General features: G+C 65.6%; 15 protein-coding genes and 1 tRNA gene. 6 read left to right on the top strand and 10 right to left on the bottom strand.

Features of this window, described 5'->3' with window-relative positions:
* The 3 genes from pgaA to J3489_RS25780 all read right to left on the bottom strand — a co-directional run bounded on the left by pgaA (nucleotide 1) and on the right by J3489_RS25780 (nucleotide 5360).
* Nucleotides 1-2040 (bottom strand): poly-beta-1,6 N-acetyl-D-glucosamine export porin PgaA, encoded by a 2040-nt coding sequence (gene pgaA / locus J3489_RS25790; RefSeq protein ID WP_207002902.1) that lies wholly within the window; start codon nucleotides 2038-2040, stop codon nucleotides 1-3.
* 908 nt (nucleotides 2041-2948) lie between these two features.
* Nucleotides 2949-4886, bottom strand: a complete 1938-nt coding sequence (locus J3489_RS25785; protein ID WP_207002899.1) for an ATP-binding cassette domain-containing protein — start codon at nucleotides 4884-4886, stop codon at nucleotides 2949-2951.
* Between the two features lie 69 nt (nucleotides 4887-4955).
* A complete protein-coding gene (locus tag J3489_RS25780; RefSeq protein WP_207002897.1) occupies nucleotides 4956-5360 on the bottom strand; it encodes a DUF4399 domain-containing protein in 405 nt (134 codons plus the stop codon).
* A gap of 210 nt (nucleotides 5361-5570) precedes the next feature.
* Here J3489_RS25780 and J3489_RS25775 point away from each other — a divergent pair, with 210 nt between their 5' ends.
* From J3489_RS25775 to J3489_RS25760, 4 genes are all read left to right on the top strand, one after another.
* On the top strand, nucleotides 5571-5753 hold the full coding sequence (locus J3489_RS25775) for a rubredoxin (protein ID WP_309491427.1): 183 nt from the start codon (nucleotides 5571-5573) through the stop codon (nucleotides 5751-5753).
* 159 nt (nucleotides 5754-5912) lie between these two features.
* Nucleotides 5913-5987 (top strand) — tRNA-Arg (locus tag J3489_RS25770).
* A 249-nt stretch (nucleotides 5988-6236) separates the two neighbouring features.
* Entirely contained in the window at nucleotides 6237-6605 is a 369-nt protein-coding gene (locus tag J3489_RS25765; RefSeq protein WP_207002894.1) for a hypothetical protein, read from the top strand.
* 137 nt (nucleotides 6606-6742) lie between these two features.
* On the top strand, nucleotides 6743-7126 hold the full coding sequence (locus J3489_RS25760; RefSeq protein WP_207002892.1) for a DUF5594 family protein: 384 nt from the start codon (nucleotides 6743-6745) through the stop codon (nucleotides 7124-7126).
* 63 nt (nucleotides 7127-7189) lie between these two features.
* Here J3489_RS25760 and J3489_RS25755 read toward each other — a convergent pair whose 3' ends face one another.
* The 4 genes from J3489_RS25755 to J3489_RS25740 all read right to left on the bottom strand — a co-directional run bounded on the left by J3489_RS25755 (nucleotide 7190) and on the right by J3489_RS25740 (nucleotide 12128).
* Entirely contained in the window at nucleotides 7190-7345 is a 156-nt protein-coding gene (locus J3489_RS25755; RefSeq protein ID WP_207002890.1) for a hypothetical protein, read from the bottom strand.
* Nucleotides 7346-7431: 86 nt separating this feature from the next.
* A complete protein-coding gene (locus tag J3489_RS25750; RefSeq protein WP_207002888.1) occupies nucleotides 7432-8394 on the bottom strand; it encodes a dimethyl sulfoxide reductase anchor subunit family protein in 963 nt (320 codons plus the stop codon).
* A gap of 18 nt (nucleotides 8395-8412) precedes the next feature.
* Nucleotides 8413-9177 carry a 4Fe-4S dicluster domain-containing protein gene (locus J3489_RS25745; RefSeq protein WP_207002886.1) on the bottom strand — a complete coding sequence of 255 codons (765 nt, stop codon included), beginning with the start codon at nucleotides 9175-9177 and terminating at the stop codon, nucleotides 8413-8415.
* Entirely contained in the window at nucleotides 9174-12128 is a 2955-nt protein-coding gene (locus tag J3489_RS25740) for a molybdopterin oxidoreductase family protein (RefSeq protein WP_207002885.1), read from the bottom strand. The genes J3489_RS25745 and J3489_RS25740 overlap by 4 nt, the downstream gene beginning before the upstream one ends.
* Nucleotides 12129-12355: 227 nt before the next feature.
* Here J3489_RS25740 and J3489_RS25735 point away from each other — a divergent pair, with 227 nt between their 5' ends.
* Nucleotides 12356-13267: an NAD(P)-dependent oxidoreductase gene (locus J3489_RS25735; protein ID WP_207002884.1), complete on the top strand. Its 912-nt coding sequence runs from the start codon at nucleotides 12356-12358 to the stop codon at nucleotides 13265-13267.
* A gap of 45 nt (nucleotides 13268-13312) precedes the next feature.
* Here the strand turns inward: J3489_RS25735 and J3489_RS25730 are convergent, their stop codons facing one another.
* The 3 genes from J3489_RS25730 to sauS form a co-directional block, all read right to left on the bottom strand.
* Nucleotides 13313-14710 (bottom strand): MFS transporter, encoded by a 1398-nt coding sequence (locus J3489_RS25730; protein WP_374193489.1) that lies wholly within the window; start codon nucleotides 14708-14710, stop codon nucleotides 13313-13315.
* Nucleotides 14711-14793: 83 nt separating this feature from the next.
* Nucleotides 14794-16443, bottom strand: coding sequence for an AMP-binding protein (locus J3489_RS25725; protein WP_207002883.1), 1650 nt, complete (start codon nucleotides 16441-16443; stop codon nucleotides 14794-14796).
* Nucleotides 16440-17882 (bottom strand): acylating sulfoacetaldehyde dehydrogenase, encoded by a 1443-nt coding sequence (gene sauS, locus J3489_RS25720; RefSeq protein ID WP_207002882.1) that lies wholly within the window; start codon nucleotides 17880-17882, stop codon nucleotides 16440-16442. Before sauS ends, J3489_RS25725 begins: the two co-directional genes overlap by 4 nt.
* A gap of 200 nt (nucleotides 17883-18082) precedes the next feature.
* On the opposite strand from sauS, the gene J3489_RS25715 reads away from it, so the two are divergent.
* Nucleotides 18083-18847: an IclR family transcriptional regulator gene (locus J3489_RS25715; RefSeq protein WP_207002881.1), complete on the top strand. Its 765-nt coding sequence runs from the start codon at nucleotides 18083-18085 to the stop codon at nucleotides 18845-18847.
* Nucleotides 18848-19238 lie beyond the last annotated feature (391 nt).

Raw genomic sequence — 19238 nt, 5'->3', positions numbered from 1 at the left:
TTAGAGCGGAACGTTGAGGTTGAGATAGATGAGCTTGCTGATGTCGCGGCTGTGGTCGAAGCGCTGGCTCGCGACGCCCACGCCATAGGCGAGCGACGCATGCGGGCCGAGCTGCCAGGCCTGCTCGAGCCGCACTTCCCAGAGCAGGCTGTTGCCGATGTCGGTCTGGCGGTAGCCGCCGACCGTCGCGTACACGCGCTGGCTGAACGACTTGTCGACGTTGCGCCACGGCGTCCACTGGAACATCGTCGTGAGCTGGGCGGTCATGTCGCGGTGCGGGTTGAAGTACGCGGTATTCGCGAGCGTGTTGCCGTTCGTATCGAGATCGACCCACATCGAGATTTCGTACTTCGGCGTGTTCAAGAGCCGCTCGTACCACGTGCCGTTCCACTGCTGATGCAGGTTCGTGTCGCTGTAGCGCGACACGCCGTAGCCGAGATCGAAGTAGCGGTAGTCGTCGAACTGATAGCGCGCATCGGCGCTCGCGGTGCGGCCCGTGACGCCCGCCTGGTACGCCTTCCACGGCAGCGAGTTGTCGTTGGTGTCGATGCCGGTCGAAAACTTCCAGTGGTCGTTCGGCTGGAACGCGACAGTGCCTGCCACGCCCGTGTAGCCTTGCGGTCCGGTCGAGTGGTCGACTTCGGCCGCGGCGTCCCACCCGTAGTAGCGGAAATCGCCGCCGACGCCGTTGCGCACGCGGCTCACGCGGCCGCCGTCGCCGGTGTCGGCGCGGCCGCTGAACTGGTGGGCGAAGACGCGCCAGTAGTCGGCGATCGGCTGCGAGTAGAGCTGCGTGTCGACGCCCCAGTCGTTGTCGGCGAGCGTCGAGTTGCCTTTCTGGCCGTTGCCTTCGACGATCAGCTGCGGGCTCCGGTACGCCGCGAAATCGCGCTGGAAATTCTTGACCGTGTTGCTGTCGGGGAAGCGCTCGGCGAACTCGGCGTTGATCGCGGCCGCGCGGTCGTATTGATTGAGCTCGATCTCGGTCTTGCCGAGCCCGGCGAGCGTTTCGATATCGCCGGGGTGGTCGACGAGCGTGTCCTGGTAGAGCTTCTCGGCTTGGTGCGGACGTTCCTGCACGAGCGCGGCGTCCGAGCGCGCGCTGATCAGCGACGGGTCGAACGGGGCATCGTGGCGCAAATCGTCCAGCGCGGCGATGCCTTCCTTCGTGCGGTTCGTGTAGAGCAGGTATTGCGCTTCGAGCTTCTTCACACGGCTGTAGTCTTCGCTCACCTCCTCGGGGTCGTCGGACAGGTCGGCGTAGACCGGCGTCGTCTTCTTGATCGACTGCAGGAACGCCTTCGCGTCGTCGAAACGGCCCTGGTCGAGGTACGAGAAGAACAGCCCTTCGTCGATGTCGATGCGCTTCAAGGCATGCGGTTCGGTCGACCGCTTGATCGGATCGAGCGGCGTCTTCAGCGCGAGTTCGTAAGCGCGCGCGGCTTGCTTCGGACTGTCGAGGTACGTATAGGCCTCGCCCGCCGCCGCGTGCGTGCGCGCCGGGAGCGGCTCGTTCACGCGCAGCAGTGCCTCGTATTGCGCAATCGCGTCCGTCATGCGCCCGAGGCCTTGCAGCGCTTCGACACGCTCGGCCTGCACGGAGCGGCGCACGTCGGCGTAGTCGCCGCCATTGGGAATGCGCGCGAGGAATGCGTCGATATGCTTGAGCGCCGCCTCGGTTTGCGCGAGGCGGTCGGCTTCGTCGGAGGCGAGCGCCTGCTGGCGGCCCCAACGCACTTCGTCGGCGACGACGAGCGCTTCGATTTGCATCAGGTCCTTGACCGCGAACGCGTCGGGACGCGTTTTCGCCTGCTCGAGCGCGAGCTGCGGCGACCCTGCGCCGGCCAGCTCGAACACCCGCTGCCGGTACTGATCGCGCTCGGTGAGCACCACGCCTGCCGTGACCTTGCCCGACGAAGCGGGCGGAATAACGGGGTCGGCCGCGCAGTAATCGCGCGCCAGGAGCACAACCAACAAGGCCGTCGCCTTGAGTGCGGTGTGCGCGTTGCGTCTCGTGCCTCGTGTGCGTTTGGCTTTCATGGGTCCTCGCGTGTTGGGCGCAACTTGTCCAGACAAAGCGAGTCCCCGGCGCCGAACGAAAAGCTTTCGTGGCGTCCAACCAAGAAATGACTACGGGAAATCGCTTGTCCGGCACTCAGCCGTGTTGATCGACGGTCTGCGCTCCGATCGAGCGCCATACGAACGCCCTGCGAGCGCGCCGCCGTTTATTGCCGCGACGCAGTAAGCGAGGTCCGTACCAACCCCTCGGCTGACCATTTGGCGCAATGATCCGGTGGAAACCGGCACCCCGCACCGCAGCAGAAATCAGCAAAAACGTTGCGGCGCTGAAACGGGGGCTGCGGCGAATCGTCGAGGCGCTTATCCGCCTTTCGGCAGAAAATGTTCGAAACCGCGCGGTTCGAGAAAGAACACCCTCGGGGGAAACGATAATGGCGAGGCGTCGTCGATCATTTTGGGGTCGAAAGCGAGTCGAATAGTTCTTATTGGAATTTCCGCTCGACGATGTCGCAACGATGGGCTGAAACCGCTCGGAAATCGCCCCCGGAGTCAGCAGGTGTAGCGCGTGAGAGCGCTCAGCGCACGCAAATACCTCACGCTATTGCTGCCGCTTGGTGGGGTGGCCCGCAGACTGGATTAATGCGGCAATGCAGCGTGGAATGAGGCGATGTCGCCCGAAAAAGGGGCGAAGACCATCGGAAGCGGTGTTCGCGATGTTGTGTCAGACGTATGTCGAGTTGCCCGCAGCAGATCGATGCGGGTTTCTATTTAGTTGCAGCCACGAACTCAATGCTTGGCGACGGAGCGTCTGCGCCGTCGCTTGAATTCGGAGCGCTAACGAAGACTATGCGATCGTGCCGTTCGGTATCGCACAGTGCGAAGCATCGAGCATCGATGCATCGTGCCCGTCCGCCCGCACTTGCGCCTCTCTACTTGCGCTTGGCCTCCAGCTCCTCCCAGCGCTCGAGCGCGGCGAGCAGGTGGTCGTCGATCGCGGCGTAGCGCTCGGTGAGCCGCGCCCCTTCCTGCGGGTCCTTCGCGAAAATCGACCCGTCTTCCAGTTGCGCGCCGATCGTCTTTTGTTCGGCCTCGAGCGCCGCGATCTTCCCGGGCAGCGCCTCGAGCTCGCGCTGCTCCTTGAACGACAGCTTGACCGTGCGCTGCGCATTGCGGCCCGCGGCGCTTTCCTTCGGAGCGGCGTCTTTGGGCGCCTCTTTCGCTGCGTCCTTCGCCGCCGCCTGCTCCGCGATCTGCTGCGAGCGCTCGCTTTGCACCTGCCAGTCGGTGAAGCCGCCGACATACTCGCGCCAGTTCCCCGCCCCTTCCGACGCGATCACCGACGTCACGACATTGTCGAGAAACGCGCGGTCGTGGCTCACGAGCAGCACCGTGCCTTCGTAGTCGGTCAGCAGTTCTTCGAGCAGTTCGAGGGTGGGAATGTCGAGGTCGTTGGTCGGCTCGTCGAGCACGAGCACGTTAGCGGGCCGCGCGAAGAGGCGCGCGAGCAAGAGCCGGTTGCGCTCGCCGCCCGACAGCGACTTCACGGGCGAGCGCGCCCGTTCCGGTGCGAACAGGAAGTCGCCCAGGTAGCTCATCACGTGCTTTTTCGTGCCGTTGACTTCGACCCAGTCGCTGCCCGGGCTGATCGTATCAGCGAGGCTTTTTTCCTGATCGAGCTGCGAGCGCATCTGATCGAAGTACGCGACCTGCGGGTTCGTGCCGACGCGCACGGTCCCTTCGTCCGGCGCCAATGCGCCCAGGATCAGCTTGAGGAGCGTCGTCTTGCCCGCGCCGTTCGGGCCGACGAAGCCGATCTTGTCGCCGCGCATGACCGTCGTCGAAAACCGGTTGACGACCGTGCGCACGCCGTAGCGCTTCGTCACGTCGGTCAGCTCGGCGACGATCTTGCCGGACCTCTCGCCCTGCCCGACGTCGAGCTTCACGTTGCCCTGCACGCTGCGCCGCTCGGCCTGCTCGCGGCGCATCTGCACGAGCCGCGCGATGCGTCCGACGCTGCGCGTGCGGCGCGCCTCGACGCCCTTGCGAATCCACACTTCTTCCTGCGCGAGCAGCTTGTCGAACTTGTCGTTCTCGACGCGCTCGACTTCCAGTTGCTGCGCCTTGCGCGTCTGGTACGCGGAGAAATTGCCCGGGTACGAGAGCAGCCGGCCCCGGTCGAGTTCGACGATACGCGTCGCCACGCGGTCGAGGAACGCGCGGTCGTGCGTGATGAAGAAAAGCCCGGCACGTTGCGCCGCCAGCAGCTCTTCGAGCCAGCGGATGCCGTCGAAATCGAGGTGGTTGGTCGGCTCGTCGAGCAAGAGCACGTCCGGCTGCACGACGAGGGCGCGAGCCAGCGCGACGCGCTTTTGCATCCCGCCGGACAGCGCGCCGACGCGCGCCTCGCCGTCGAGCCCGATTTGCGCGAGCGTCGTCGAGACGCGCGTGCGCCAGTTCCAGGCGTCGGTTGCGTCGAGCGACGATTGCAGCGCATTCATGCGCGCGAGCAGCGCATCGTGCTCGGCCCCTTCGGGCGTTTCGGCGAGCCGATGGGCGACGGCGTCGTATTCGTCGAGATGCGCGCGCGCATCGACGAGGCCGGCCGCGACCGTGTCGAACACCGACACGTCCGCGTCGAACTCGGGCTCTTGCGGCACATAGACGGTCGACAGCTCCTGCTGCCGCGTGACGAGGCCGTCATCGGGCTTCGTGAGGCCCGCGACGATCTTCAAGAGCGATGATTTGCCTGCGCCATTGCGGCCGATCAGGCCGACGCGCTCGCCGGCTTCGAGCGAGAAATCGGCGTGATCGAGCAACGCAACGTGACCGAACGCGAGCTGCGCGCCGGTGATGGAATAAAGCGACATGGGAAGAGCGGCTTTAGGAGAAAACCAAAACGCTCATTGTACCGGTCGCACGGCGCGCGGCCGCCTCGCTTACTTCACATGAACCGTGATGGTCTGGCTCATTTCCGGGCCATACGAGCGATGTGCGCCGTCGGAAAATTGCATCGTCAGCGTGTGGTCGCCCGGCGGCAAGCTCACGTCCGTCTCGGTCTGCCCGTTGCCGTAATGGATGTGCGTCTCGTCGGTGGGGACGACGGTCCCTTTGGGCACCGGTCCGCCGTCGATGATCAGATGATGGTGGCCCGTGCCTTCCGTCATCGTGCCGGCCGGCGCGACCGTCATGCCGTCGACCCCGAACACGACATGCACCGGGTTGCTCACGGTCACGCCATCCTTCGGCGCGACGAAGAACACGCGCGAGTCGGCTCGCGCCCCGGCCGACGCCGCGAGCAGCCCCGCGAACACTGCGCTTGTGATCCACTTGTTTTTGTCCATCGTTTTCTCCTGGAGGAACCAAGCCGGGTGGACAGCATACACTGGGCTTGCGAAATGGAATGGCTCAGCCAAGACGGTGGTTTTGCGGGCGAGCGCCGCGACGGCTGCGCTCGCGGGACGCCTCGCGAAATCCGTTAAAATCGCGCGTTTCGCTCGACGTCCTCACGAAGGGCCAGAGCGTTCCAATGCATTCATTTGAAAGAGAACTCCGTGAGCGAAGTGATCGAATACAAGAGCTGGGTCTGCCTGATTTGCGGTTGGGTCTATAACGAACAAGACGGCCTGCCCGACGAAGGCATCGCGCCGGGCACACGCTTTTCCGACATCCCCGACGACTGGCGCTGTCCGCTTTGCGATGTGGGCAAGGCGGAATTTGCGGCGGTCGAGTTCTGAGTGCCCCCAGACCTGTCGCGGCCCCGCGGCCGCTTGGAGTTGAAGGGATTTGCTATACTCTGCGCTCGCTGCCTGAGCCCGACGCTCCGGCATTGCGAATCCGCGGAGCAAGACTAAGCTGCAGTTGATCGCACTGCGCTCAGTCGCTAAAACGGTCCTCTCCCTGTAGTTCAATGGATAGAACAAGTGCCTCCTAAGCGCTAGATACAGGTTCGATTCCTGTCAGGGGGACCAAACAAGCTCCGCAGCCCCCAGTTTCCTGAGCAGCCCCGCGTGTCTCACCACCGCGGGGTTTTTTGCTTTTGTCCCCGTTCCCCGGCGCAGCGCTGGCACGCAGCGGCACGTGACGGAAAAGCCGGAACATGGTCAGACAGTCAAACCTGCCATGTTCCCGCCATCTGGAAGCCAGTAACCTCCGGACACAATTGCCATCGAACTCCGCTACCCGATTTCCTTTCTTAGGAGATAGATGGGAGCGAAATCATGTTGAGGCTCATCACAATTTTCGGGTTGGTTTCCGCCCTCGCGGGCTGCGTCACGGAGGCTCCCGGCTACGGCTATCCCGATTACGGTTACTACCCCGACGGCTACTACGGCTACTACGGCTACGGCCCCGAGTACGAGCCCGGGTTTGCGTACGGCGGCATCGGCATCGTCGGCGGCTGTTGCGGCTCCTTCCACCACCACGATCACGACCACGACCACGATCACGGCATGGGCGGCGGCTTTCACACTCACGGCGGCGGCTGGGGTGGCCATGGCGGCGACCATGGCGGAGTCTGGACGAGCGGCGGCTGGGGCGGCCACGGCGGCGGCCACGGCGGCGGCGGACACGGCGGCTCAAGCCGCTAGCCCATTACAAGCGCGCCCGCGTCCCGGCGGGCGCGCCAAGCAGCCCATCACGAACCCTCGGCGCATGCGCGCCTCGCAACCTGACGAAGCGTAGCAGCATCCCCGTGCTAGCATCTGCCGACGCACGGAGAACCCGCATGGACGTTGCACTGGTCCGCCGTTTCGAAACCGAATTTGCGCCCCGCATCGTGGAGACGATCAGCGGGCTTTTCGACGCGCAAGTGCGCGCGAAAATCATCGCGTCGGAGGGCGTTGGCCGCCCGACGCGACTCCGGCTATTCGGGGAAATGAACGAGCCTCTGAGGCGCTTCCCTCACCCGCTCAACGTCGACCTGACGTGGGACGACGACGAAATCGAAAACCTGCTGACGAACCCCGAGGGACGCTTGCGCTTTCAGCGCTACCTCAACGCGATTCCTCGCAAGCTGCGGAATTGGCAGGACGCGCGTTCGATCGATTTCGCGACGCGCACCCAGAATGAACCGTCGATTCTGATCGGCGGCCTCGACTTCGGCGCATAAGAGGCCAACTTAAAGGCCAGCTTAAGCCGCCACGCACGCGCAGAACGGCGCGCCGTGATGGTCTCAATGCCGCCGGTGCATCCAATGCGGATGATGCGCACCGAGCCAACGGCGCAAGTCGTTCAATGGGTGTTCGGTCTGATACCGCGTCGCAGCAAGAAAGGCGGCGCACACGAAGACAACGAGCGCCAGCATGAAATCGATGGATGAATCAGGCATTGCAGTCTCCCTGATCTGACGGCGGCTTTCTCGATTTTACGAGCGTTGCCGCCGCCAGGCGATCTATTTTGCAGGCCGCGCCACGCTTACGAAGCGCGTCCGTAATACAAATTCTGCGGGTGGCGCGCTTCGGCGAAGAAGAACCACCGCTCGGCGACGAGCCCCGCATACTGGATCACGAACGCCGCGCCGAGCAGGCCGATCGACGATGCCACCGATGACGCCGCCGCCGCCCCCAGCGCCGTCAAAAGGAACGGCACCGCAAACGCCCCGAGCAGAAACGCCCACTTGACCGTCTGCACCGTGCTCGCCGTCTGGCCGTGGAAGAACTCACGCGTGTTGAACGATTGAGCCGTAAAACCGCGCGACTTCTGCACGACGTTCGGCCCCTTGATGCCGGTCGCGCTTTGCAGTGTCGACTTCGGACGCAGCCGCGCATTGCGCATGAGCGACGCGACCCGGCTCGCGCAGCCCGCCAGCGTCAGCACGCACGCGCACGGCGCGAGGGCGCCGACGAGCGGGGGCGCGAGCCACGCGGCACACGCCGCTGCCAGCGTGAATCCCGATGCGCAGCCGAGCAGCACGAAGTTGACGGTCGTGAGCGGCGTCGCCCACTCCTGCAAAAAGCGCAGGCACGCGTAGATCATCGACGTGCAGACGAAGAGCACCGCGCCTGCCAGCACGCCGAGAATGCCGATCGCGAGCGCCAAGGGCGAGCCGAGCCAATGCGCGACGCCATACGCGAACGCGCAAGCGAGAAACGCGGGCAGCGCGAGACATTCGCGCGACAGCCACGACGTCCGCCACATCGCGATCGCACGCCACGCGCGTTCCGGATGCCCGAGATGGAAGAACGATGCGAGCAAGCCCAGCGCGCCGAGCACGACCGAGAGCGCCGCGCCCGCGACATAAAAATGCTGCGACGTCATCGCACTCGCCGCCGTCCAGCCGAGCCGCCCGGCGACTTCCACGCCGACTAACGCGATCAACAGCCCCTGCGCCGCGCCGCACAGCGTCGTCAGGAACACCACCGAAAATGCAGGTCTCATCTACGTCACTCCCAACCTCTATTGACCAGCCGCCATCACACGCGTCGCCGCCGCGGCCAGATGCAATTGCCCTCGTTCGAGCTGCGCGTCGATCGACGCATCCTGCTCATCCTGCATATCGCTCGCCGATTTGCACGAGCACGATCCGCCGCCGCACGACGTCGACTCGGTCTTCTGTCTCGGCAAGTAGTGATTCGACGGCCGCGTGTCCCACTCGGGCATCAACTGATAACCGCCGCGCTCGCGGATCGCCTTCGACACGACCGACTCCGGATCGTGGATGTCGCCGAAGAGCCGCGCCGAAGTCGGACACGCGAGCACGCACGCGGGCTTGCGGTCGCGCTCGGGCAGCGCCTCGTTGTTGATGCGGTCGGCGCACAGCGTGCACTTCGTCATCTCGCGGCGCTCCTCGTCGATCTCGCGCGCGCCGTACGGGCACGCCCACGAGCAGTACTTGCAGCCGATGCAGCGGTCGTAATCGACGAGCACGAGCCCGTCCTCCTTGCGCTTGTAGCTCGCGCCGGTCGGGCAAACGGGCACGCACGGCGGGTCTTCGCAGTGCAGGCACGACTTCGGAAAATGAATCGTGTCGGTTAGCGGAAACTCGCCGGTTTCGTAGGTCTGGACGCGGTTGAAGAACGTCCCCGACGGATCTTCGTCGTACGGCCGGAAATCCGCGAGACTGCCCGCCTCGCCCGACGTGTTCCATTCCTTGCAGCTCGTCACGCACGCGTGGCATCCCACGCACACGTTCAAGTCGATCACGAGGGCCATTTGAGTCATGATGCGTCCCCCTGCTTGGCAGGCTTCACCGCCCGCATCAAGCGCTTGGCAAATTCGCCGCGTCCCGCGAAGTACGACTGCACGACGCGCTCTACGACGTTCGCGCCCGTCGAGCCCGGCAGCGCCGTCATCGGTGCGAATTGCGGCAGCGTGTGGTCGGCGTCGGCCTCGGCCGGATAGACGCGCACGCGCACGTCGTACCATGCCGCCTGCCCCGTGACCGGATCGGAATTCGACATCCTCGCCCCGGCTGCCGCGTCCGTCGCTTGATCGGGCAGTTCGTCCGTAATCAAGTGATTCAACAGAAAGCCGCGCTTCGATTCGTTCGCGTCGGGACCGAGGTTCCACGCGCCCGCCGCCTTGCCGATCGCGTTCCAGGTCCACACCGTGCCGGGCTCGACCGCTTCGCTATAGCGCGCCATGCAGCGCACCTTGCCCCACTGCGATTCGACGTAGATCCAGCCGCCGTCCTCGATGCCGTTCTCCTGCGCCATGCGCGGATTCATGAACAGGTAGTTCTCGCCGTGGATCTGCCGCAGCCACGCGTTTTGCGAATCCCACGAGTGGTACATCGCCATCGGCCGCTGCGTGATCGCGGCAAGCGGATAGCGATCCGTGTCGGTCGCTGCGTTTTCGAGCGGCGGATACCAGAACGGCAGCGGATCGAAATAGCGCTGGATGCGCGCACGCAAGTGATCGGGCGGCTGGCGGCCTTCCGTCTTGCCAAGCGCTGCGAGCCGGAATTTCTGCAGCACGTCCGAGTAGAGCTGGATCACGATCGGCTCGCCGAACTTGCGAAAGCCATGCTCGACCGCGAACTTCAAGTACGGCCCGTTGCAGTTGCGCATGTACTGCATCGTTTCAGGCAGCGTGAAATGGAACACGCAATTGTTCTTCGCGTACTGCTCCCACTGGTTCGGATTCGGCTCGCCGACGAGCGCCTTGTCGCCGTCCTTGCCGCGCCAGCCGGTGAGGAAGCCGATGCCCGAATCGGGCGCGGTCTGAAAGTTGACGACGAAGTCCGGATAGTCGCGAAATTTGCGCCCGCCACCGGCCGTCGTGAACGCAGGGAGCTTCAGCCGGCTCGCGAGTTCGATCAGCACTTCCTGGAACGGCTTGCATTCGCCCGTCGGCGGCACGACCGGCACGCGCACCGAATCGACGGGGCCGTCGAATTCGGAGATCGGCCGATCGAGCAACGACATCGCGTCATAGCGCTCGAGGTAGGTCGTATCCGGCAGGATCAGATCGGCGAACGCGGTCATCTCGGACTGGAACGCATCGCAGACCACGATGAACGGAATCTTGTGCTCGCCGTTCGCTTGCTTGTCGGTGAGCATCTTGCGGACCTCGACCGTATTCATCGACGAGTTCCACGCCATGTTCGCCATGAAGATGAAAAGCGTGTCGATCGGGTAAGGGTCGCCGCGCCACGCGTTCGTGATGACGCTGTGCATGAGCCCGTGGACCGCGAGCGGGTACTCCCACGAGAACGCCTTGTCGATGCGGCCGGGGCGGCCGGCGTCGTCGATGAAGAGATCCTCGGGCGCGGCGGGCCAGCCGAGCGGGCCGGTCGAAAGCGGTGTGTCCGGCTTGACCATGTCCGGATGGTTCGGCGGTTTCGCCGACGGCGGCACCGCACGAGGATACGGCGATTTGTGCCGGAACCCGCCGGGCCGGTCGATCGTGCCCATGATCGACATCAGGATCGACAGCGCGCGGATCGACTGGAAGCCGTTCGAATGCGCGGCGAGCCCGCGCATCGCGTGGAACGCGATCGGATTGCCGGTGACGGTGTCGTGCGTTTCGCCCCACGCGTCGGTCCATTGGATCGGCAGCGTGATCTTGTGGTCGCGGGCGGTGTCGGCCATCTCCTTCGCGAGGCGGCGGATCGTGCCGGCGGGAATGCCGGTGATCTCGGCCGCCCACTCGGGCGTGCACTCGGCCACTTGCTCGCGCAACAACGCGAACGACGGCACGACCGGCGTGCCGTCGGCAAGCGCATAGCGGCCGTCGAGCGCGGGCGCGACACCGGGCGCGTGATGCACCACTGCGCGCTCGGCCGCCGGGTCCCACCACATGCGATTCTGCGGAAAGAGCGGATTGCCGACGGGCGTCTCGGGGTCCTGCACGAAGAGGCCGAATGTGTTGCGCTCGGCGTCCATGTCGAGCAGTTCGGCGGCGTTGGTGTAGCGCGTGACGAACTCGCGGTCATACGACTCGGTCTCGATCAGCTCGCGGATCAGCGCCATGAAGAGCGCGCCGTCGGTGCCGGGACGGATCGGCACCCATTCGTCCGCGATCGCGGCGTAGCCCGTGCGTACGGGGTTGATCGCGATGAAGCGCCCGCCCGCGCGCTTGAATTTCGAAAGCGCGATCTTGAGCGGGTTCGAGTGATGGTCTTCCGCGGTGCCGATCATGAAGAACAGCTTCGCGCGGTCGAGGTCGGGGCCGCCGAACTCCCAGAACGAGCCGCCCATCGTGTAGATCATCCCGGCCGCCATGTTGACCGAGCAGAAGCCCCCGTGCGCCGCGTAGTTGGGCGTGCCGAACTGCTTCGCGAAGAGGCCGGTGAGCGCCTGCATCTGATCGCGGCCGGTGAAGAGCGCGAATTTTTTCGGATCGGTGGCCCGCAGATGGGCGAGGCGCTTTTCGAGGGTCTCGAATGCCACCTCCCACGAGACCGGTTCGAACTGCGCCGTGCCGCGCTCGGCGCCGGGCTTGCGCCTCAACGGTTGCGTGAGGCGCGCGGGCGAGTACTGCTTCATGATCCCCGACGAGCCCTTCGCGCAGATCACGCCTTGATTGAGCGGATGCTCCGGATTGCCGTCGATGTAGCGCACTTCGCCATCGCGAAGATGCACGCGGATTCCGCAGCGGCACGCGCACATGTAGCACGTCGTGGTCTTGACCTCGAGCTTTTCGTTCTGCGTTCGGGCTCGGTGTTCCATCTGACCTCCTTCTAGCGCCGTACCGCGCTTCGCCAGACGGAGCAACGGTATAAGCATATGAGCGAATCTTATTAGGCCATTCGGCAAAAGAAAAATCACTATTTCAAATTCAAATCATCGGCTGAGGCGATAGTTTGGGAACCGTAAGCCGACCCGCCAGCGTCTGCGAGCGTTCCCGCGCGCTGACATAATTGGCGCCTTCCTCTGTCCATTTGAAGGAGCCGCTCGTGAGCGATCCGACCACTTCCTCCCGCGCCGCCGTCCGGCGCGTCGCGTTTCTCGGCCTGGGCGTGATGGGCTATCCGATGGCCGGGCATCTCGCCCGTGCCGGTCTCGACGTGACCGTCTACAACCGCACTGCCGCGAAAGCCGGCCAATGGGTGGCCGAATTCGGCGGCGCAGCTGCCCGTACGCCGCGCGAAGCCGCGAGCGGCGCCGATCTCGTGCTCGCCTGCGTCGGCAACGACAACGACCTTCGAAGCGTCACCCTCGGCGACGACGGCGCATTTGCGGGCATGGCGCAAGGCACGGTGTTCACCGACCACACGACGGCCTCGGCCAACGTCGCGCGCGAACTGTCGGCGCTGGCGCAAGCGCGCGGCATCGCCTTCATCGACGCCCCGGTATCGGGCGGCGAAGCCGGCGCGAAGAACGGCAAGCTCACGATCATGTGCGGCAGCGACGATGCCGCCGCGTTCGAGCGCGTCGCCGCGACGCTTGCGCACTACGCGGTCGCCGTGACGCTGCTCGGGCCCGCGGGCGCGGGCCAGCTCACGAAGATGGTCAACCAGATCGCCGTGGCGGGCGTCGTTCAGGGTCTCGCCGAAGCGATCCGTTTCGGCGAATGCGCGGGCCTCGACATGACGCGCGTGCTCGACGTGATCGGCAAAGGCGCGGCCACGAGCTGGCAGATGGAAAACCGCGGCAAGACGATGATCGAAGGCCAGTTCGATTTCGGCTTCGCGGTCGACTGGATGAGGAAGGACCTCGGCATCTGTCTCGACGAAGCGAAGCGCAATGGCGCGCCGCTGCCCGTCACGGCACTCATCGATCAGTTCTATGGCGACGTGCAGGCACTCGGCGGAAACCGGCTCGATACGTCCAGCTTGATCTGGCGGCTGCGCAAGCTGGGCGGTTGAGCGCGAGACCGCGCCTGCCTCGAAGCTGCGCGCGCGGCGCCGCTTTCATTTCCACCACCGCAGCGGCCGCCGCAACGGGTGCCGCTCGAGCGGCACCGCCGGCCCCGCCGCATTCAACACGCCGCCGATGGCGCCGGGGAGCGCGACGCCCGCCTCCTCTTCGCGCGCTTCGTCGGCATCGACGGTCTTGCTCGTATCGATGAAGAGCGCCGCGACGAGCCCGACCGCCAGCAGCCCCGCCGAGATCGTGAACGGCACGTTGTAGCTGCCGGTCCGCTCGATCAGGTAGCCGAACACGACCGGCGACAGCATCCCGGCGACGCCGAAGCCCGTGTTCATCATCCCGCCCGCGGTGCCCGCGTACTTGCCGGCGATGTCGAGCGGCAGCGTCCACAGCACGGGGTTGGTGATTTCGAGGAAGAAGAACGATGCCGACAGAAACACCACGGCCATGATCGGATCGGCGGCGGAAACCATCGGCAGCAAAAACGCGAGCGACCCGCCGAGGCCGGTCACGAGCACCACGCAGCGCGCGAAGCGCAGCTTGCCGGTGGCCTTGAAGATCTTGTCCGAGACGACGCCGCCCAGCGTGTCGCCGATCACGCCCGCGAGCAGCGGCAGCGCGGTAAAGAGTGCGAGTTGCTTCAGATCGAAGCCGCGCGACTCCTTCAGGTACGACGGCAGCCAGGTCAGGTACACCCACAGCATCCAGCCATAGCAGAAGTCGACGAAGGTCACGAGCCACATGCGGCGCACGAGCTTGCGCCACGGCGTCGCGGTGTGCTTCGCGCGGTCGCAGTCACCTTTGCGATAACCGATCTCGGCCGTTTCCTCGGGCGTGCAGCGGCGATTCTGCTCGGGCGAGTTCGTAAACACGCAGAGATAGAGCACGGTCCATGCGAGGCTCGCGACGCCGAGCAGCAGGAACGCGTCGCGCCAGCCGCCCACGGCGACCACCGCGAGCACGAGCGGCGGCGTCACCGCGCCGCCCAAGCGCGCGAAGCTGTGCGTGATGCCCTGCGCAAAGCCGCGCTCGGCCACCGGCATCCAGTAGGTGAACGCGCGCGTGGCGGTCGGGAACGCGCCGCCTTCGCCGATGCCGAGTGCGAAACGCAGCGCGACGAGCATCGTCACGCTGCCGGCGAAGCCCGTCGCGAACGTCGCGGCGCCCCAGATCACCGAGAGCACGGTGAGCACGAGCTTCGGCCCGAACTTGTCCGACAGCCAGCCGCCGACGATCTGCATCACCGCGTACGGATACGCGAACGCGGAGAACACGAGGCCGAGCTCGACCGACGTGAGACCCATCTCGTGCCGGATCAGCGGACCGGCCACCGCGATGTTGACGCGGTCGATGTACGTGATGAAATACATCAGGCACATGACGCCGAGGATGATGTGGCGCGTCTTCACGCGCCGCGGACTGCGCGGATGGGTCTGCATTTGCATGGTGTCTCCTGTTTCGACGTCTTCGATGACGTTCGTTGCCTGCGTCTGCCGTGTATCAGTACCGCATCAATCGCGGATCAGGTCTGCAGCAGCTTGAGCCGCTGCACCTTCCCCGACGGCCCGCGCGGCAGGTCGTCGACGAAACGGAACTCCTTCGGCGTCTTGTAGCGGCCGAGCTCGCGCAGGCAGTGCGCGCGCAGCTCGTCGATATCGAGCGGGCGGGAACGGTCGCGCGGCACGACGAAGGCGACGATCTCCTGGCCGTACGCCGCGTCCGGCACCCCGACCGCCGCCGCCTCCAGCACGCCGGGATGTTTGAGCAGCGCCTCGTCGATCTCGCGCGGCGCGATGTTTTCGCCGCCCTTGATGATCAGTTCCTTCGCACGGCCGTTGATGTAGAAGTAGCCGTCGGCGTCGCGGTAGCCGAGGTCGCCGGTGCGCAGCCACCCGTCGGCGGTGAACGCGGCGCGCGTTTCTTCGGGACGCTTGTAGTAGCCGCGCATCACCTGCTCGCCGCGCAGCACGATCTCTCCGCACGCGTGGGCCGCGCACTCGCTGCCGTTCAGGTCGATCACCTTCGCCTCGCATCCGGCCGGCAGGCCGATGCTGCCGATGCGCCGCCGCGACGGGTCGTACGGATTACTGAACGCGGGTGCGGCGGTCTCGGTGAGGCCCATGGTTTCGATGAGACCGATGCCGAAGCGCGCCTCGAACGCGCGGTGATGCTCGGCGGGCAGCGCAGCCGACGCGCTGCGGCAGAACCTGAGCGAGCGCAGATCGGACGCGCCCTCCTCGCCGCCGTTGAGCAGATACGCGACGATCGTCGGCACCACGTTGATCCACGTGCAGCCGTGGCGCGCGGCGTCGCGCCAGAACGTGCGCGCCGAAAAGCGCGGCGCCATCACGACCGAGCCGCCGTGATAGAGCGGCGCGAGGAGCGTCACGACGAGGCCGTTGATGTGATAGAGCGGCAGCGAGGCGAGGACGCGGTCGCCGGCGGTGAGGCGGTGCTCGGCCGTGATGTTGCGCGCGTTCGCGAGCAGGTTGCGGTGCGTGAGCAGCACGCCCTTGGGCGCGCCGGTCGTGCCGGACGTGTACATGAGCAGCGCGACGTCGGCAGCGGCCGGCTCGGCGGCGCGATCGAGCGGCAGAGCGCGGCATGCGCCATCGCGCTCCGCCGGCGCGAACACCGGCAGCGCCTCGGCGTCGGCCTGCGTCTCGATCAGCGCGATCTCGCGCGCGACCCCTTCCGCACGCAACTGCGCGAGTGCGTTCGCCGCGGCCTCGCGCGTGTCGGGCGCGACGAAGATCGCGCGCGTATCCGAATGCTCGACGATATAGCGCAACTGCGACGGCTGGCACAGCAGGTTCAGCGGATTCGCGACGAGCCCGCTGTACATGGCCGCGAGCAACAGGCGCGCGGTCTGGATGCCGTTGCCCATGAAGACCGAGACGGCGTCGCCGGGGCGCAGTCCCGCGGCGTGGAACTGCGCTTCGAGCGCGCGGCAGTGTTCGCGCAGCTCGCCGAACGTGAGCGCGGCGGCAGGCGCGCGCGTCTCAGTCCCGTCCTCGACGCTTGCGCCGCCGTCGTCGCGGCACGCGAGCAGGAACGGCTTCGCGGGACACTGTGCGGCGCGCTCGTCGATCAGCTCGCGGACCGTGGCGGCCGCGCCGGCCGCAGGGGTCGCTGCAACCGGGGTGGCGATCGGGGTGACGGTCGTGCTCATTTGCCGAACCTCGCGAAGAAATCGCCGAGCAGGTCGTCGAGCTCGGGCACGCGCTCCTCGATCGGATACGCGACGCGCGTGACGTTCAGGTAATGGCGGAAGTTCAGGTTCGACGAAAAGCTGTTGCGCCCCCAGGTGCCGCAGCCCATCGACAGCGAAAACGGCAAGCCGTTGTCGAAGTTGCCGCCGGTGGCGAGGCAATGCGCTTGATTGACGATCACGCGCGCGACCGGCAGCGTCATGCCGAGCCGCACGGCTTGATCGGGATCGGCCGAATGCAGTCCGACCGAATGCCCCGCGCCCATGTAAGCGTAGATTTCGCGGACGATGCTGCACGCGCTGTCGAAGTCGCTCGCGCGATACACGGTCAGCACCGGCGCGAGCTTTTCGCCGGAGAACGGGTAGTCGGCGCCGCACCCCGCTTCGGTCACCATCAGGAATGCGGGCGTTTTTTCGGCGATCGCGCCGAGCCCCGCAATGCGCGCGATCTCCTCGGCCGACTTCGCCGTGCAGTGAGCCGACAACTTGCCGCCCTGCCACATCGCCGCTTGCAGCCGCGCCTTTTGCGCGCCGTCGAGCAGCACGCCGCCGTTTTCGGCAAGCGCGCGCAGCATCGGCTCGTACACGGCGTCCTCGATCACGACGCTGTTCTCGGACGAGCAGCTTGTCGCGTTATCGAACGTCTTGGAGATCGCGATCTTGCGCGCCGCGTCATCGAGGTTCGCCGACGCCGCGACGATCGACGCCACGTTGCCCGCCCCCACGCCGAACGCGGGCGTGCCGCTCGCGTAGGCCATCCGCACGTTGGCCTGCGAGCCGGTCGCGACGACGAGATCCGCCTGCCGCATCAGCTCGGCGGTGGCCTCCTTGCTGATCGGCGCGGGCAGCATCTGGACGAGATCGGCGGAGAGTCCGGCCTTGGCAAGCTGCTCATGAACGAATTCGAGCAGCAGCGCACAGGCCGAATACCCCTTCGGCGACGGCGCGACGATCACCGCGTTGCCGCATTTGAGCGCGTTGACGATCTTGTTGGCGGGCGTCGCGGCGGGGTTCGTCGACGGCGTGACCGCGGCGACCACCCCTGCCGCGCGCGCGATCTCGACGATGCCGTTTTCGCTGTCGCGTGCGATCACGCCCGTGGTCTTTTGCCCGCGCAGATCGCGCAGGAGGCCAAGCGTCTTGCGATAGTTCTTGCGGAACTTGTCGTCGGCATTGCCGAGGCCCGTGTCGCGCACCGCAAGCTCCGCGAGCCGGCGGTTGCGGCCGGGCTCCATGATGGCCCACGCGGCCGCCGCGGCAGCCGTATCGAGCGCGTCTTGCCCCGCGCCTTCGAACCTGCGCTGCGCCGCACGCGAGCGCGCGACGAGCGCCGTCACGATGTCCTGCGCCGCCGCGGCCGGTTCCCCCTCCACGCTTGCGTGGCGATCTCTGGTGTTCATCTGTTTTGCTCCGCTAAAGAAGACTGACGTTGAAGAGAATCTAGTGAAGCGCACGCGGCTGCGTGTCCCGTTTTTCGAAGGTTCGCTCGCTGGGTGCGCGCCAGAATCGGAAAGTTCGTTTTTCGGGACTTTTCATAGTCCCGAAAAATGCGTTTTCCGATGCAGAATCGAATCTCGGTGAACTACGAGGGGAAGCAGGTATGTCGACGTCGAATCAATCGAACGCGGCCGCAGTGCGCGCCTTTCGCGTGCTGGAAACGCTCGCCGGAGCGCAGCGCCCGCTCGCATTGACGGAACTCGTGCAGGCGCTAGGGCTGCCGAAGCAGACCGTGCACCGCATCCTCGTGCAATTGATGGATGCGTGGCTCATCACGCGCGGGGCGGGCGACCGTCTCTACGAATGCTCGCCGCGCGTGCGCGCGCTCGCGGTCAACGTGCTGATGCACGCCGGGCCCGCGGCTGCGCGCCATGCGCTCTTGGAGCAGCTGGTCGAGAAAATCGGCGAAACCTGCAATCTGACGATGCTCTCGGGCAACGACGTCGTCTATGTCGACCGCGTGGAGACGGAATGGCCGCTGCGCATGCATCTGCAGCCCGGCTCGCACGTGCCGCTGCACTGCTCGGCAAGCGGCAAGCTGCTGCTCAGCTTTCTGCCGAAGGACCGGCGCGAGCGGATGATCGAGACCCTGCCGCTGCGCGCGTACTCGGAGCGAACGATCACCGATCGCGACGTGCTACGCCGCGAGCTCGCGGTCACGCGCCGGCGCCTGCTGTCGATCAACGATCAGGAGCACCTGCAAGGGCTCATCGCGATCGCGGTGCCGGTGATGCTCGGACGCAATCGCGCGTGCGCGGCGATCGCGGTGCAGGCGCCAGTCGGGCGCCTGTCGCTCGACGACCTGCTCGCGTTCGAGCCGGATTTGCGCCACGCGGCCGAGGAAACGGCGAAGACGTTCGCCGCGTGACGCGCCGGCCGCGGTTGAGCACAACGCCCAGACGTAGTCCTTGTACTTCGCGAGCTTGCGCACCGGCATCGACCCCGTAAATTTGGAACAAAACGTTCTGCTTATTGTTTTTTCGTAGTCTACGAGGACGGCTCGAAAACCGCAAACAATTTATCGGTACATTTTATTGACAAAAATAAAAACCTTAACCATAGTTCACGCCATGGACACGCTGCACACATCGTCGATTCCACGCGAAGAGCCCGATGCTAATGCGGTTCCTGCCACTTCGCGCAGCACTTCCGGGCATTCTGAAAAATGGAATGCATTGGAACGGAATTTCGCGAGCACAGGCCAGGTAGCTGCAGCGGCAAGCCTTGGCGGGGCCGCCCGGTGCAATGTCGTCGATCCA

The sequence above is a fragment of the Trinickia mobilis genome, assembly GCF_017315705.1.
GTDB lineage: Bacteria > Pseudomonadota > Gammaproteobacteria > Burkholderiales > Burkholderiaceae > Trinickia_A > Trinickia_A mobilis.
This window is presented reverse-complemented; position numbering and strand designations above follow the sequence as displayed.